The following is a 14,501-nucleotide window of genomic DNA, read 5'->3' on the forward strand; positions in this document are numbered from 1 at the left end:
AGCGGCGCCGCCGGCTGCTACGCCGGCCGTACCGCCAGCCATGCTTACGCCGTTCAGTATCCTCGGCAGCAACGCGGCGGGCGTGGTGCTGCTGTGCCGGCTGCCGCGCGAGCAATTTGTGAAGCTGCACCGCAACGTGTTTCTGAACAAGATGCTGCAAGCGCTGGGCCTGGTGATGGAGGATGTGATGCTGGTGAACGTGGAAAGCGAGCTGCCGGTAGCGCTGGCCCGGCTGCGCGAGCAGCTCGACGCCACGCATATCGTTGCCTTCGGAAAAAACCTGCTCGACGTATCCATCCGCAACACGCAGATTTATGAGCCGGTGCTGTTCCCCAGCCTGAACCTCTCCTACCTCGCCTCCGCCACCATCGACCTTGTGGAGTACGATGTAAGCCTGAAAAAGCGGCTCTGGCCGGGCCTGCAGGCCATGTTTTTGCGCTAGGCGCAGGGTGCCAACAAAAAAGGCCTTCCGGTAATCCGGAAGGCCTTTTTTGTTGGTAGGCGAAGCTATTTCAGCACCTCGGCCAGCTTGGCAGCCAGCGCCTCGCCCCGCAGGTTTTTGGCGATGATGCGGCCCTGCGGGTCAATCAGAAACGACTGCGGAATGGCTTTCACGCCGTAGGCCGCGCCGGCCACGCTGTTCCAGCTGGCCAGGTCTGATACGTGGTTCCAGGTGAGTCCATCCGACTCAATCGCCTTTACCCACTTGGCTTTGTCCTGGTCCAGCGACACCGAGTAAATCGTGAATCCCTTGTCCTTAAACTTGTTGTAAGCCCGCACCACGTTGGGGTTTTCCTGGCGGCAGGGGCCGCACCAGCTAGCCCAGAAATCGAGCAGCACGTACTTACCGCGCAGGCTGCTCAGGGCCAGTGGTTTGCCCTCGGGCGTGGGCAGGTTGATTTCCGGAGCCATCGCGCCTTGCGCCGTAATCCGCATGGGTTCGAGGCGGGCCGTCAGCTCCTTTGTGAACGGCGATTCCGGATTGGCTTTGCGCTGCACGGCCGCCACCGAGTCGGCAAACTGAAACTCCTCGTCGGGGTTCAGAAACGCACCCACGGCGAAGCCGCTCACCACCGACGTCGCATTCCTGCGAATAAGCCCCTTGATTTTGGCGCTGTTTCGGCCCTGAATGGCGAAATACTCCTTCTCAATCGCCTTCATCTCATCGGCCTTACCGGCCTGCCCGGCGGCATTGTACCGCTTGCCAAGGTCTTCGAGCTGATTTTTGCTGCCGTCCATCACCAGCGTCAACTGGCGCAGCACTTCGGCGTCCTTGCTGCCCTTCACGGCGTAGGTAGCGGGCAGGCTTTTGGCATCGCCGCTCACCTGCACGTGGGTTTTATTGTCGAGAAACAACAGCACTTGGTTGGCCTCATCCACCTTCAGCTGGTAGATGCCAGGGGCCAAGGCCGTGCCCTTCAGCGTGAACTTGCCGTTGGCGTCGGTTTGGGCCTGCGTTTTCTCCACAAACTGATTGCCGGTGAGCTCGCCCAGGTGTAGCACGGTACCCGCGGGCGCATTCTTCAGTTGGCCGGCTACTTCGTAGCCATCGGCGGCTACGGCATTCTGGCAAGCTCCGGCGAGGCCGAGCACGGCGGCGGCCACAAGGGTCAATTTCATGGGATGGTTCATTGGGAGATAAATGACGGCCTGCGGGCCGGATGCGAAGAACACCGCAACAACCCAAAATGGTTTGTTGTGGCAGCCGGCGCGCAATTTACGGCAAGCGCTTGCTTAGCTCCTTGCTCAGTTCTTTGCCGCGCAGGTTTCTGGCCACGATGCGGCCGATGGGGTCCACCAGCCCTGGACCGAGTCGAGCACTTCGTTCTTTTTGGCGGGCAGCATACTGGCCGGCAGCAGGTAAATTTTCTGGCCGGCCAGCAGCGGGCTTTCGCCCTCGATGGTGTAGCCCGGCGCAGCCGTTTGGGCATGAGCGGCGAGGGCCGCGGCGGCCAGCAGCACCCCCGCTGAAGACAGGCGAATGGTGAGCATGGAAGCAGAAATAAGGCGGAAAGGAATAGATTGTCATTCCGACGCAGGAGGAATCAGAGGATTTTCGTCAGAAAAATTAACTCAGATTCTTCCTGCGTCGGAATGACATACCAAGAATTACCCGTCCAGGCCGGCGCGCAGCAGCTGGTTGGCCAGCTTGGGGTCGGCCTTGCCGCCGGTCAGCTTCATGAGCTCGCCCATAAACATGCCGGTGAGCGACTTTTTGCCGGCGCGGTACTCGGCCACTTTGGCGGGGTTGGCGGCCAGCACCTGCTGCACCAAGGCTTCGAGCTCGCCGCTGTCGGTGCTGCTGAGCAGGCCCAGGCTTTCGGCCGCGCCGGTGGCGTTGGCCGTGGGATGCTCCAGCAGGTGCGGAAACAACTGCTTGCTGGCTACCGAGTAGTTGAGCTTGCCAGCGTCAATCAGCTCGATGATGCCGGCCAGTTGGGCGGCGTCGAGCGGGAAGTCGGCCATGGTGAGGGCGCGCTCGTTGAGGTACGATTTCACGGGTCCCATCACCCAGTTGGCGGCGGCTTTGGCGTTGGGCGTGAGGCGGGCCAGGTCGTCGAAGAACAGGGCCACGTCCTTCTGGTCAATCAGCACCGAGGCGTCGTAGTCGCTCAGGCCCAGCTCGCCCACGAAGCGGGCGTAGAGCTGCTGTGGTAGGGCCGGCAGCTCGGCGGCTACGCGGTGCAGCCACTCGTCCGAAATCACCAGCGGCGGCAGGTCGGGCTCGGGGAAGTAGCGGTAGTCGTTGAGGGTTTCCTTGCTGCGCTGGCCGTTGGTGGTGCCGCTGGCGGCGTCGAAACCGCGGGTTTCACTGTCGACTTCGCCGCCGGCTTCCAGAATGGCAATCTGGCGCTCCACTTCGTAGGCAATGGCGCGCTGCACGTTGCGGAAGGAGTTCATGTTCTTCACTTCCACCTTCATGCCGAACTTGTCGGCGCCTTTCAGCATCACCGAGATGTTGGCGTCGCAGCGCAGCGAGCCTTCCTCCATGTTGCCGTCGCAGATGCCCAAGTATTCCACCAGCTTCTTGATTTCGGTGAGGTAGGCGTAGGCCTCGTCGCCGGTCCGAATGTCGGGTTCGCTCACAATCTCGATGAGCGGCACGCCGGCGCGGTTCAAATCCACCAGGGTTTCGGTTTCGCCGGCCAGGTGCATGCTCTTGCCCGCGTCTTCCTCCATGTGAATGCGGGTGATGCCGATGCGCTTGGTGGCATCGCCCACGCGCACTTCAAGGTGGCCGTCGTAGCAGATGGGGGTTTTGTCCTGGGTAATCTGGTAGCCCTTAGGTAGGTCGGGATAGAAGTAGTTTTTGCGGGCAAACAGGTTGTCGCGCCGAATCTGGCAGTTGGTGGCCAGGCCCATTTTCATGGCAAATTCCACGGCCGTGCGGTTCACCTTGGGCAAGGTGCCGGGGTGGCCGAGGGTAATCACCGACAGGTTGGTGTTAGGGGCCACGCCGTACTCGTTCTCATCGGCCGAGTACATTTTGCTGTGCGTGAGCAGCTGGGCGTGAACTTCCAGGCCGATAACGGGCTGGTATTTGGCAAGGGTGGCTTCGTCCATAACGGGTAAAAAAGCGGGGTACTGAGGCTTTTCGGGCCTAAAGGTAACGGCCAGCAACGACGTGAACCGCCCTCTCCCGCCCCGCCTGCCCTAGCGCGGGTGCCGGCCTGCCTTTTTCGATGTTTCGTACACCGTGGGCAGAAAGGTATTGAGGCAGGTAATGGGCACCACCAGGCTGGCGGCCCGGGCCTGACCGTCGCGGTGGGCGGGCACAAACGGGCGCCTGATGGCGGCCACCGCCCGCAAAGCCGGCGCGCTCAGGTAATCGGCCGGCGAGTTCACTATCCGGGCTTCTGCAATGCGGCCTTCCGGCGATATCACCAACTCCACTTCCACGTGCTGCGGAACGCCGAGCATGTTCACTTGTATTTTTTCGCTGTCTTGGCGCAGCGCCTGGTACTCCCGCCGGTTGAAGCGCACGGCTTTGTTCAACTCCTTTATCAGCTGTTCCTTCCCGCCGGGGTACAGCGGGAGCTGCTCGTAGCTGAAATACGGCACCGGCTGCCCGTTGGGCGCGTAGCAGCTGCCAATGCCGCAAACGCCTTGCTTGTAGTGGTCGCGCCGCTTCAGTCGGCCATCGGGGTAATACGTGAGCAGTTCGCCGTGCCGGATGCCCTGCACGTATTCTTCCCGGGCTGCCAGCTGGCCATTTTCGTACCACGTGGTAACAGTTCCATAGCGGATGCCCCGGTACACATCTTTAAACGGCACATACTGCCGCAGCCTGCCCGAAGGATAAAACACGCGCATCACGCCGCTGGCGCTATCCCGCAGCGTGGTTTCTACGCAGAAGGCAGCAGAATCCGTAGCCGCCGCCGGCTGAAAATCGATGGTACAGAACGTGGCCGGCAGCACGCGAGCCGGCGGCGCGGGAGCCTGGGCACGCGCGCCGGCCGACAGTATCAGTGCATAGCTCAAAGTCAGTGGTAGTGCTTTCATGGGCTACAAACGATAAGAGCGCAGAACCGGAAGGTACTCCGGGCTCTGCGCTCATGACAGTACGTGAAAACTATAAATCAGGCGCGGAGCCCGAAGTTACTTCACCGGCCGCTGCAGCTGCTGCATAGCCATCATCTGGTCCAGGTTTTTGCTCATGCCTTCGTTCGAGCCGTCGAGGAAGATGACGTTGCCCTTACCCTGCTCGGCGAAGTGCTTGATGGCCTCGGTCCACATCGAGAAATACACCAGCGAGGGGTCGAGGTTGTTTTCGGTTACCTCCTGCACGGCGTGGGCCAGGCCCTTGGTCACTTCCTCACGGAACAGGGCCACGCCCTGGCCGCGCAGCTGGGCGGCAATCTTCTCGGCCTCGGCCGCAATTTTGATGGCGTTGCCCTCGGCTTCGGCCGATTTGGTTTTGGTGATGAGCAGGGCTTGGCCCTCGTTTTCGGCGGCGGCTTTCAGGTTGTTGCTGGCCACGACTTTGGCCATCGAGCGCATAATTTCCTCGTCGAAGGCAATATCATTAAGCTGCAAGTCGATGAGGTGGTAGCCCCAGCTTTCGAGCGTGGCGTCGAGCTGGTCTTTCACGTGCAGCACTATTTCACCGCGCAGGCTCAGCACGGCCGCCTGACGCTGCGTGGCCACGAAGGCCCGGATGCTGCCCTCCACGGTGCGCACCATAGCCTGCATCAGGCTCATGTCATCCACGAACTTAAAGGCCACGTTCTTAATAACTTCCTCGCTCTGGTTCAGCACCGCGTACACCAGCATGGCCTTGAAGTTGACGTTGGCCTGGTCGATGGTAATGGCCTGGAAGTTAAGCTCCAGCGAGCGGTTTTGAATGGAGATGCGCTTGTACACCGTTTCGACGAACGGCAGCTTGAAATTGAGGCCCGGCAGCATGATGCGGCGGTACTTGCCGAAGGCCGTGACGACGGCCACCGTGCCCTGCGGCACAATGACGTAGCACAGGAAAAGCGTCATTGCCACCAGCAGCAGCAACATGATAAACAGAATCGACATGAGAAAAGCAGAAAAGGTGAATGAGAGCCGAAATGTCGGACAAAAACCGTAACCAGACGCCCCTCGCGCCGGGGTTTTGCAGCATGTATCGCGGGTCGGTGGCGGGCATTACAGCCGCCACCTGAATTAGTCGTTCATCACCGGCACGTAGGTATCCATAAAAGCCGACGACGTGCGGTTGTAGGCTTCGTTGAACTTGTGGCTCTGCACGTTGAAGGTATTGATGAGGTTGTTGATGGTCTGCACGTCGGTTTTGGTGAGGTGGTCCTTGTTCTTCATCAGTTCCTCCATCTGCACAAACTGGTTGGCGCAGAGCACCACGTACATGTTGGCGTAGTCGCGGGCCGCGTTGCGGAACGCCACTTCCTTGCCCCGAAACGCCGGCACGGCGGCCAGCTCGGCGGCCGATTTCTCGGCCTCGGCGGCCACCAGCGTTCGGGCGGCCTCGAAGGCCGCCGCGTCCTGGGCATTCAGGGCGTCGGTGAGGCGGGCGCTGGCCTTATTCACCCGGAAAAACGGCAGGTACACCTGGTGCTCGTAGTGGCTCACCTCGCGCACGGCGAGGGTATATTCGGCCAGCTTTTTCGACTCGCGCGAGCTGCTGAACGTGAGGCCGAACTGTTTGGCAAAGCGCTGCTGGGCACGGTCCACGCTGTCGTCGACCACGGCCAGCTTTTTCTCGGCCGCCTCCTGCGCGTCGTAGTAGCGCTGCATGGCGGCGAAGCTCTCGGTGCGGGTGCTGGCCAGCGAGTTCACCTGTTTAAAATCGGCCGAATACACTTCCAGCGCCGTTTTGAAGGCATTGATGGCTGCCTGCCGAAACTCGTTGTTGCCCTTGAAAGGCTTCATGTGCTGCAGGTTGGCCAGAGCAGCCTTGTTTTGCTCCACCACTTCGAGGCGGCGGTTTTCAATCTTGCGCTCGTTCTCGCTGTGGGCGGCTTTGCTGATATAGCGCAGGTTTTTCTTCAGCAAATCGACCTGCTCGGCCACGATGGCATTGTTGTAGGCGCCGGCATCGGTATCCGGCGTTTGGGCGGCGGCGGGGCGGGCCAGGGCAACGAGCAGGCAGAAACTGGCAACGGGGGTAAAAAGTCGCATAGGCGGAAAGGGGTTGAAGTGACGAAAGAAAATGGCTGGCTAGGGCCGCGGCGGCAGCTCGTAGGTGGTGCGCTTCTGAAAAATAGAACGGCGCGGGGCCCCAATGGTGAAGCTGATGGGCACAGTGAAGCTCACGGCGGCCACTGCGCCATCGCAGCGGCCGGGCGTGAAGCGCCGCAGGTGGTTCACCGCTTGCAGGGCCGCAGCGTCGAGCGAGGGATGCACGCTTTTCGTCACGCGCGCCTGGCTGACTTCACCGGTTGTCGTCACTACGAAGCTCACCATCACCCGCCCGGTAATGTCGTTGCGCAGCGCATCGGCCGGGTATTGCACACCCTTGGCCACGGCCGTGATGATGGCATAAGTGCCGCCGTCGCCCTCGGGGTACACGGGCATCACCAGGTATTCGAAAAACTCCATGGGCACGCCGTCGCCGCGGAAGCACTCGCCGCTGGTGCGCTTACCGGCTGCGTAGGTTTCGTGCCGCTTCAGCTGGCCCGAGGGATAGTAGAACCGGGTTTCGCCGTCCTTTTTGCCGTGGGCGTAGGTTTCGTAGAATTTCAGCTGGCCGCCTTCGTACCAGGTTTCGACCACGCCATGCTCCACCCGCTTATTGATGTGCTCGTAGTGGCCGATGGTATAGGGCTTGCCGTTCAGAAAATAGTCGCGGATTTCCCCCCCAGTGCTGTCGGCGAACACGATTTCGCGCCGGTACCGGGCCAGCTGCGGGTCCGTCACCTTCTCAAAAGCCGAATCGAGCAGCAGCGTGCGGGTAGGCGGAACGGCTTGCTGCGCCAACGCCGAACCAGCGGCCAGTGTGAGCATCAGGATTGTAGCAGCGCCTGGCATCAAGGCAACCCGAAAAAAAGTAGTCATGTGGCAGAATGCAGGGTGGTGCAGTGGAAAGCGTGCCAATTACTAAATGGCTGAGAAAGGGTACACCACGTCAAAGATGCGACAATCTTGGCAACTGGGCAACTGCCTACGCCAAGTGTTGCGCCATCCCATTCGCCGCGGCAAAATGGGTATTAAGCACGAAGCGGCGGCCCCACAATTTGGGAGCCGCCGCTTCGGCAAAACAATACTCTTGGAATTACAGCGCCTTGCTTACGGCCTCCTCGGCCTTGGCAATGGCGGCCGTAAGCCCGGCCGCATTCTTGCCGCCGGCCGTGGCGAAGAACGGCTGCCCGCCGCCGCCGCCCTGGATTTCCTTGGCCAGCTCGCGCACCAGCGTGCTGGCGTTGAGCTTGCCGGCTTTGGCAATCTCATCGTCCAGCATCACGGCCAGCTGGGGCTTGCCGTCGATTTCGGCGCCGAGCACGGCCACCAGGTTCGGCACGGCCTGGCGCAGGTTGAAGGCCAGGGTTTTCAACGATTCGGCCGAGCTGGCCTGCACCTGCGCGGCCAGGAAGCGCACGCCGTTCAGGTCTTTGGCCTGGCTCACCAGCTGGTCTTTCTGCTGGTTGATGCTTTGCTGGGCGAATTGCTCGATTTGCTTGCGCAGGCCGGCGATTTCCTCGTTCTGCTTCTCGATGCTGGGAATGAGGTGCTGGGGGTTGCCCAGCGTCTCGCGCACCTGGGCCAGCAGGGCCAGCTGTGCGTCCACGTCGGCTTCGGCCGCGCCGGCCGTCACGGCCTCGATGCGGCGCACGCCCGCGCCCACGGCGCTCTCAGTCGTGATTTTGAAGTAGCCGATGCTGCCGGTGTTCTGCACGTGCAGGCCGCCGCACAGCTCCACCGAGTAGTCCTTATCGAAGGTGATAACGCGCACAAAATCGCCGTACTTCTCGCCGAACAGGGCCATGGCGCCCAGGTTTTTGGCCTCGGCAATGGGCACGTTGCGGCGCTCGTCGAGCGGAATCTGCTGGCGGATGCGCTCGTTCACGATGGTTTCAATCTCGCGCAGCTGCTCATCCGTCACTTTGGTGAAGTGCGAAAAGTCGAAGCGCAGCAGCTTCTCGTTTACGAGCGAGCCTTTCTGCTGCACGTGGCTGCCGAGCACGGTGCGCAGGGCGGCTTGCAGCAAGTGGGTAGCCGTGTGGTTGTTGCGGATGAGCGCCCGCCGGGCCGCGTCGGGCCGGGCCGTAAACTCGGCCTCCAAATCCTGCGGCAAGTCCAGCGTGGTGTGAATGATGAGGTCGTTTTCCTTCTTGGTGTCAATTACACGCACTTTGCTCAGCGGCGACTCCAGGTAGCCGGTGTCGCCAATCTGGCCACCGCTCTCGGCGTAGAAGGGCGTCTGGTCGAACACCAGCTGGTATTCGGTTTTGCCCTTTTTGTCGACTTTGCGGTAGCGCAACAGGCGGGCGGTGGCCTCGTCCTGGTCGTAGCCCACAAACACGTTGGGGGCGTCGTGCTCGGTGACGGTCACCCAGTCGCTCTGCTCGGTTTCTTGGGCGTTGCGGCTGCGGTTCTTCTGCTGCTCCAGCTCCTTTTTGAAACCTTCCTCATCCACGCTCAGACCCTTTTCGCGGGCGATGAGGGCCGTGAGGTCGAGTGGGAAGCCGAAGGTGTCGCTCAGCTCGAAGGCAGTTTTGCCGTCGATGATGCCGCCGTTGGCGCGGGTGCTTTCTTCCAGGGCATCGAGGCGGCGCAGGCCGGTTTCGAGGGTTTTCAGGAAGGCAATTTCCTCCTCCTCAATCACGCGCTGCACGAAGGGCACCTGCGCCTTCAGTTCGGGGAAGATGCCGGCCATTTGGTCGGCCAGCACGGGCACCAGCTTGTAGAGGAAGGGCTGCTTCTGGTTCAGCGACGAGAAAGCGTAGCGCACGGCCCGGCGCAGGATGCGGCGGATGACGTAGCCGGCCTTCACGTTGCTCGGCAACTGGCCGTCGGCAATGGTGAAGGCGATGGTGCGAATGTGGTCGGCGATAACGCGGATGGCGATGTCCGTTTTCTCGTTCTCCGTCGTGGGCTGGTCGGTTACCTTGGCGGGGGCGGTGCCGTGGTATTCCAGGCCCACTTCCTTGGCAATGAACTGGATGAGCGGCTGAAACACGTCGGTATCGTAGTTTGACTTCACGCCCGACACGGCCATCATCAGGCGCTCGAAGCCCATGCCGGTGTCCACGCTCTGCTCGGGCAGCTTGATGAGGGACTTGTCGGCCAGGCGCTGGAATTCCATGAACACGTTGTTCCAGATTTCCACTACCTGCGGGTGGTCGGCGTTCACGAGCTCGCGGCCGGGCTTGGCGGCGCGCTCTTCTTCCGAGCGCAGGTCGATGTGGATTTCGGTGCAGGGGCCGCAGGGGCCGGTGTCGCCCATCTCCCAGAAGTTGTCCTTCTTGTTGCCGGGCAGGATGCGGTCGTCGGTGGTGTATTTCCGCCACAGGTTCTGGGTTTCGGTATCGGCGGCGGTGCCGTCCTTCTCGTCGCCCTCAAAATAGGTAACGTAGAGGCGGTCCTTATCGAGCTTGTACACCTCCGTCAGCAGCTCCCAGGCCCAGGCAATGGCGTCGGTTTTGAAGTAGTCGCCAAACGACCAGTTGCCCAGCATCTCGAACATCGTGTGGTGGTAGGTGTCGTAACCTACTTCTTCGAGGTCGTTGTGCTTGCCGCTCACGCGCAGGCACTTCTGGGTATCGGCAATGCGCTTGTAAGGCGCCGGCTTATTGCCCAGGAAATAGTCCTTGAACGGGGCCATGCCCGAGTTAATGAACAGCAGCGTGGGGTCGTCCTTCACCACAATCGGGGCCGAGGGCACGATGTGGTGGCCTTTGCTGGCGAAGAAATCGAGGAATTGCTGGCGAACAGCGGAAGCGGTGGGAAGTGACATAAGCAGCGCCAACTCGGAGTTGGCGAATGAGGAGAAACCGTTGGATTATCTCCGCCAAATATGCCGGCAACTGCGCATAGCTGCGAATTTTAGGCTACTTTTCGGAGTATTTGCAAAGGTAGTCCTATGCCCTATAAAGAGCGCAACATTGAGAAACAGTACTTCACCATCGGCGAGGTAGCCGCCCAGTTCAAGGTGGCCGAGTCGCTGGTGCGCTTCTGGGAAACCGAGTTTGATGAGCTGCGTCCGCGCCGCAGCAAGAAGGGCAACCGCCTCTACACCCCGCAGGACATTGAGGTGTTCCGCACCATCTACCACTTGGTGAAGGAGCGTGGCTACACCATTCCCGGTGCGCGCGACATGCTCAAGCAAAAGGGCCCGCAGCTGAAGGAGAAGATTGACGTGGTGCAGAGCCTGGAGAAGGTGCGCGCGTTTCTGCTGAGTTTGAAGAAAGAGGTAGAAGCGGCTGGCAAGGCGGAGCCGGACGCGGCGGAATAGTCTTCTACGCCTGCTTCTACCGCATGAACGACCTCCTTTTCCACGAACTCGCCCTTACCCTGCTCCCCGGCATCGGCCCGCAGCTCACGCGTCAGTTGATGAGCTACGGTGGCTCGGCCAAAAACGTGCTGATGATGCCGCCCGGAAAGCTACGCCGCATTCCGGGCGTGGGCGACGTTACGGTGAAAGCCCTGACCGGCCCCGAGCGGGAAAAGGCCTTCCGCAAGGCCGAGGCTGATTTGAAGAAGGCCGAAAAAGACGGCGTCGAAATTCTGTTCTACACCAGCAAGCGCTTCCCTAGCCGTCTCAAGCTGATTCCCGATGCGCCGGCCATTCTCTATTACCAGGGCACGGCCGACCTGAACGCGCCAAAAAGCGTGGCCTTGGTGGGCACCCGCAAAAACACCGACTACGGCCGCGAGCAAACCGAGCGCATCGTGGCCGGGCTGGTGCCGCACCGCCCGCTGGTGGTGAGCGGCCTGGCCTACGGCATCGACATCATCGCTCATCGCGCCGCCCTGCAGGAAGGCCTCGAAACCGTGGGCGTAATGGCCACCGGCCTCGACCGCATCTACCCCCACGCCCACCAGAAAACGGCCGAGAAGATGCGCGAGCAGGGCGGCCTGCTCACCGAATTTCCCTTCGGCACGCCGCCTGACCGCTACAACTTCCCGGCCCGCAACCGCATCATCGCGGGCCTGAGCGACGGCACCGTGGTAGTGGAAGCCGCCAGCAAGGGCGGCGCGCTCATCACTGCCGAGCTGGCCCTGAGCTACGACCGCGACGTGCTGGCCGTACCCGGCAACCTGGGCTCGGAGGCCTCGGCCGGCTGCAATGCCCTTATCAAAGCCAACAAAGCCGCGCTTTACCAGGAACCGCAGGACTTGGAGCAACTCCTGAACTGGGACGCAGCCCTGCACCAGTCGGGCAAGTTCAAGCCCGCCCCCTCCTACTCGGCGGCTGATTTTACGGCCGAGGAATTTGCCATCATCACCGTACTGGCGGCCGCCCCGGGCCGCGAGCTGCACATGGATGACCTGGCCTGGCAGGCTCAGATTGCCATCTACGCGGTGGCCTCGCTGCTGCTGGCCCTGGAGTTTCGGGGCGTGGTGCGGGCGCTGCCGGGCAAGAAGTTCGGACTTATCTAAGCGCCTGAACGGTGTCGCCGCGGGCAGCCTTGTGGCGGCCTAACCTGTCAGCTAAAAGCAGGCCGCATAATTTAAATATTCTGATAGCATTTTACCGGCTTATCAGCATACATTTCACTCTTCCGGAACCCACATTTCTCCCTTTTAGTCCTTTCCTGATGAAAAAACTTCAACACCTGCTTACCGGCTTTCTGCTCATCGCCGGCGGCCGGGGCATTGCCTCGGCGCAAAGTCTCGACCCCACGTTTGCTCCGCCCAGCATGTATGCGCCGGGTGGCGTGAGCTCGGCCGTGGAACAACCCAACGGCCAACGCGTTATTGCCGGCCTCTTCAATCGGGTGAACGGCGTGCCGGCCTGGGGCGTGAGCCGCCTCGATGCCAACGGCGTGCTCGACGCCGCTTTTCAGAATAACATTGGCAATCAGGCGTTCGGCTACCGGCTGCGCCTGCTCAGCAACGGGCAGTTTTACCTGGTGTATCCCGGCGATGCGTCCTACCCACTGACGGCGGGTGGCATCACCCGCACGGCCATTCTGCGGCTGAATACCGACGGCACCGGCGATGCCGCTTTCAATGCCGGCACCGGCCCGGCCAGTGCCACCGGTGGCGGGGCTTTCGTTGATGATGTGCTGCCCCTGCCCAACGGCCAGTCGATTGCCGTTGGGGCTTTCGACCATTTTAATGGCACGGCCACCAATTGCATCGTTCGGCTCACGGCGACCGGTGCGGTAGACCCCACGTTCAACGCCGGCGCTGGTGCCGACCCAACCGATGACATTGAGCGCATCGTTGCCCTGCCCAACGGGCAGTTTCTGGCCAGCGGCTACATCACCAGCTACAATGGCGTACCGACGGGCAGCCTCATTCGGCTGAATGCGGATGGCAGCCTCGACCCAACGTTCAGTTCAACATCGCTGCCCGCTTCGGTAATCGACAATATCCTGGTGCAACCCGATGGTCGAATTCTGATTTCGGGTTTGATACAGGGCAATGGGTCGATAGCCCGGTTGCTGGCCAATGGTGCGCTGGACCCCAGCTTTACTCAACCCACCGGTTTCGGTTCGTGGGCCGTGTCGTCGCGGTACGGCGATGCCATGCAGTTGCAGCCCGACGGCAAAATCATTGCTATCCTGTCATATTCTACCCCGGCCAACAGCATCCCGAAAGTAACCCGGCTGAATGCCGATGGCACGCTGGATACGTCTTTTCAGGTAGGCACCGGCCCGGACCAGATGCCGTCGTCGGTGACGCTGCTGGCCAGCGGAAAACTGTTGGTGGAAGGCTATTTCAGCAATTTCAGCGGCACCCTCGACCGCACAATTGTGCAGCTGACGAACACCGGGGCCCTGGACCCCAGCTTTCAGCCCGTGGTGCAGACCTCGGGCATTGTGCTGGCAGGGGCCCGGCAAGCCGATGGCAAGCTGGTAGTAGGGGGCACTTTTTCCCAAATCAACGGTCAGACCGCCCGACGCCTGGCCCGCTTTAATACCGATGGCACGCTGGACACCAACTTTCCGGCCAATCCCGGCTTCACGAACCCAGTGCTGGACCTGGCCCTGCAGCCCGATGGCAACCTCCTGGCCCTCACCGCTAATTCGCTCAGCCGCCTGCTACCCACCGGTAGCCCCGACAACAGCTTTACGGCACCCAACCTCAACGCCAGCCAGCTCTCGCGCCTGCTGCTGCAGGCCGATGGCCGGATTATCCTGGGCGGCAACCCGTTAAGCATCAATGGCACTACGGTTTCGCAGGGTTTTACCCGGCTGCTCGCCAATGGCACTCCCGACGCCACTTTTGCGCCGGCCAGCACCGGCGCGGGCCGGTTCACCGGGTTTCGGGCCATGGCACAGCAGCCCGATGGCAAGCTGCTGATAGCCGGCCTGTTTGCGGCCACGGCGGGCTCCTCCTCCTCCCGTACCATTATGCGCCTGCAAAGTACCGGCGCGCTCGATGCCAGCTTTACGGGCGCCAGCTTAACCTCATCCACTGGCACCATCGTCGCTGTCAACAGCCTGGTGGTGCAGCCCGACGGTAAAATTCTGCTGGGAGGCAGGTTTGCGGCCTACGCTGGTACTCCCATGGTCAACCTGGGCCGCCTGAACGCGGATGGCACTCGCGATGCCGGATTTACCCCGGCTACCATCAGCGGCACGGTCAACCAGCTGCTGCTTCAGCCCAATGGGCGCATTCTGGTGGGCGGCGCCTTCACTGGCAGCGGCCTGCCCACCAACCTGGCGCGCCTGCTCCCCACCGGCGCGGCCGATGCCACGTTTGGAGCGACGGCAGTACCCAATAGCGCGGTGTACTCGATGCTCGTGCAGCCCGATGGCAAGCTGGTAGTAGGGGGGGCTTTTGCCAGCTTGAGCGGCCAGGCCAGTATGGGCGTGGCCCGCCTCACGGCCACCAATGTGCTGCACGTGGCGGCCCCGGCCGGTGTGGCCGCCCACACCGAGGCC

The 14,501-nt window shown here is 61.6% G+C and carries 11 protein-coding genes and 1 pseudogene; 4 read left to right on the top strand and 8 right to left on the bottom strand.

The features are described from left to right. On the top strand, window positions 1–442 hold a 442-nt coding region (locus tag ACYVDE_RS04545), incomplete at its 5' end, for a hypothetical protein (protein ID WP_460500279.1). A gap of 65 nt (window positions 443–507) precedes the next feature. Here ACYVDE_RS04545 and ACYVDE_RS04550 read toward each other — a convergent pair. The 8 genes from ACYVDE_RS04550 to alaS all read right to left on the bottom strand — a co-directional run bounded on the left by ACYVDE_RS04550 (window position 508) and on the right by alaS (window position 10,399). Beyond that, entirely contained in the window at window positions 508–1,620 is a 1,113-nt protein-coding gene (locus ACYVDE_RS04550; protein WP_460500280.1) for a redoxin domain-containing protein, read from the bottom strand. Window positions 1,621–1,746: 126 nt separating this feature from the next. Continuing rightward, on the bottom strand, window positions 1,747–1,992 hold the full coding sequence (locus tag ACYVDE_RS04555) for a hypothetical protein (RefSeq protein WP_460500281.1): 246 nt from the start codon (window positions 1,990–1,992) through the stop codon (window positions 1,747–1,749). A 117-nt stretch (window positions 1,993–2,109) separates the two neighbouring features. Continuing rightward, window positions 2,110–3,564, bottom strand: a complete 1,455-nt coding sequence (gene gatB, locus ACYVDE_RS04560) for an Asp-tRNA(Asn)/Glu-tRNA(Gln) amidotransferase subunit GatB (protein ID WP_460500282.1) — start codon at window positions 3,562–3,564, stop codon at window positions 2,110–2,112. Between the two features lie 90 nt (window positions 3,565–3,654). Next, window positions 3,655–4,503 carry an energy transducer TonB gene (locus ACYVDE_RS04565; protein ID WP_460500283.1) on the bottom strand — a complete coding sequence of 283 codons (849 nt, stop codon included), beginning with the start codon at window positions 4,501–4,503 and terminating at the stop codon, window positions 3,655–3,657. A gap of 96 nt (window positions 4,504–4,599) precedes the next feature. Beyond that, window positions 4,600–5,526 (bottom strand): SPFH domain-containing protein, encoded by a 927-nt coding sequence (locus ACYVDE_RS04570; RefSeq protein WP_460500284.1) that lies wholly within the window; start codon window positions 5,524–5,526, stop codon window positions 4,600–4,602. A gap of 126 nt (window positions 5,527–5,652) precedes the next feature. Next, a complete protein-coding gene (locus tag ACYVDE_RS04575) occupies window positions 5,653–6,624 on the bottom strand; it encodes an LIC11966 family surface protein (protein ID WP_460500285.1) in 972 nt (323 codons plus the stop codon). Between the two features lie 39 nt (window positions 6,625–6,663). Continuing rightward, window positions 6,664–7,449, bottom strand: a complete 786-nt coding sequence (locus ACYVDE_RS04580) for a TonB family protein (protein ID WP_460500287.1) — start codon at window positions 7,447–7,449, stop codon at window positions 6,664–6,666. A 268-nt stretch (window positions 7,450–7,717) separates the two neighbouring features. Further along, window positions 7,718–10,399: an alanine--tRNA ligase gene (alaS, locus tag ACYVDE_RS04585; RefSeq protein WP_460500288.1), complete on the bottom strand. Its 2,682-nt coding sequence runs from the start codon at window positions 10,397–10,399 to the stop codon at window positions 7,718–7,720. Window positions 10,400–10,525: 126 nt separating this feature from the next. Between alaS and ACYVDE_RS04590 the strand changes: the two genes are divergently transcribed. The 3 genes and pseudogenes from ACYVDE_RS04590 to ACYVDE_RS04600 form a co-directional block, all read left to right on the top strand. Beyond that, window positions 10,526–10,897, top strand: a complete 372-nt coding sequence (locus ACYVDE_RS04590) for a MerR family transcriptional regulator (RefSeq protein WP_241935861.1) — start codon at window positions 10,526–10,528, stop codon at window positions 10,895–10,897. A 23-nt stretch (window positions 10,898–10,920) separates the two neighbouring features. Further along, window positions 10,921–12,045 carry a DNA-processing protein DprA gene (gene dprA, locus ACYVDE_RS04595; protein ID WP_460500289.1) on the top strand — a complete coding sequence of 375 codons (1,125 nt, stop codon included), beginning with the start codon at window positions 10,921–10,923 and terminating at the stop codon, window positions 12,043–12,045. A gap of 158 nt (window positions 12,046–12,203) precedes the next feature. Further along, window positions 12,204–14,501, top strand: a pseudogene (locus tag ACYVDE_RS04600) (hypothetical protein); the annotation flags it as partial.

The sequence above is a fragment of the Hymenobacter agri genome (genome assembly GCF_054778495.1).

What these genes read in the sequence shown, in the direction of transcription:
- ACYVDE_RS04575 (WP_460500285.1), bottom strand. Translation starts at nt 6,624, where the DNA reads ATGCGACTTTTTACCCCCGTTGCCAGTTTCTGCCTGCTCGTTGCCCTG.
- ACYVDE_RS04570 (WP_460500284.1), bottom strand. Translation starts at nt 5,526, where the DNA reads ATGTCGATTCTGTTTATCATGTTGCTGCTGCTGGTGGCAATGACGCTT.
- alaS (WP_460500288.1), bottom strand. Translation starts at nt 10,399, where the DNA reads ATGTCACTTCCCACCGCTTCCGCTGTTCGCCAGCAATTCCTCGATTTC.
- dprA (WP_460500289.1), top strand. Translation starts at nt 10,921, where the DNA reads ATGAACGACCTCCTTTTCCACGAACTCGCCCTTACCCTGCTCCCCGGC.
- ACYVDE_RS04550 (WP_460500280.1), bottom strand. Translation starts at nt 1,620, where the DNA reads ATGAAATTGACCCTTGTGGCCGCCGCCGTGCTCGGCCTCGCCGGAGCT.
- ACYVDE_RS04555 (WP_460500281.1), bottom strand. Translation starts at nt 1,992, where the DNA reads ATGCTCACCATTCGCCTGTCTTCAGCGGGGGTGCTGCTGGCCGCCGCG.
- ACYVDE_RS04590 (WP_241935861.1), top strand. Translation starts at nt 10,526, where the DNA reads ATGCCCTATAAAGAGCGCAACATTGAGAAACAGTACTTCACCATCGGC.
- gatB (WP_460500282.1), bottom strand. Translation starts at nt 3,564, where the DNA reads ATGGACGAAGCCACCCTTGCCAAATACCAGCCCGTTATCGGCCTGGAA.
- ACYVDE_RS04565 (WP_460500283.1), bottom strand. Translation starts at nt 4,503, where the DNA reads ATGAAAGCACTACCACTGACTTTGAGCTATGCACTGATACTGTCGGCC.
- ACYVDE_RS04580 (WP_460500287.1), bottom strand. Translation starts at nt 7,449, where the DNA reads ATGCTCACACTGGCCGCTGGTTCGGCGTTGGCGCAGCAAGCCGTTCCG.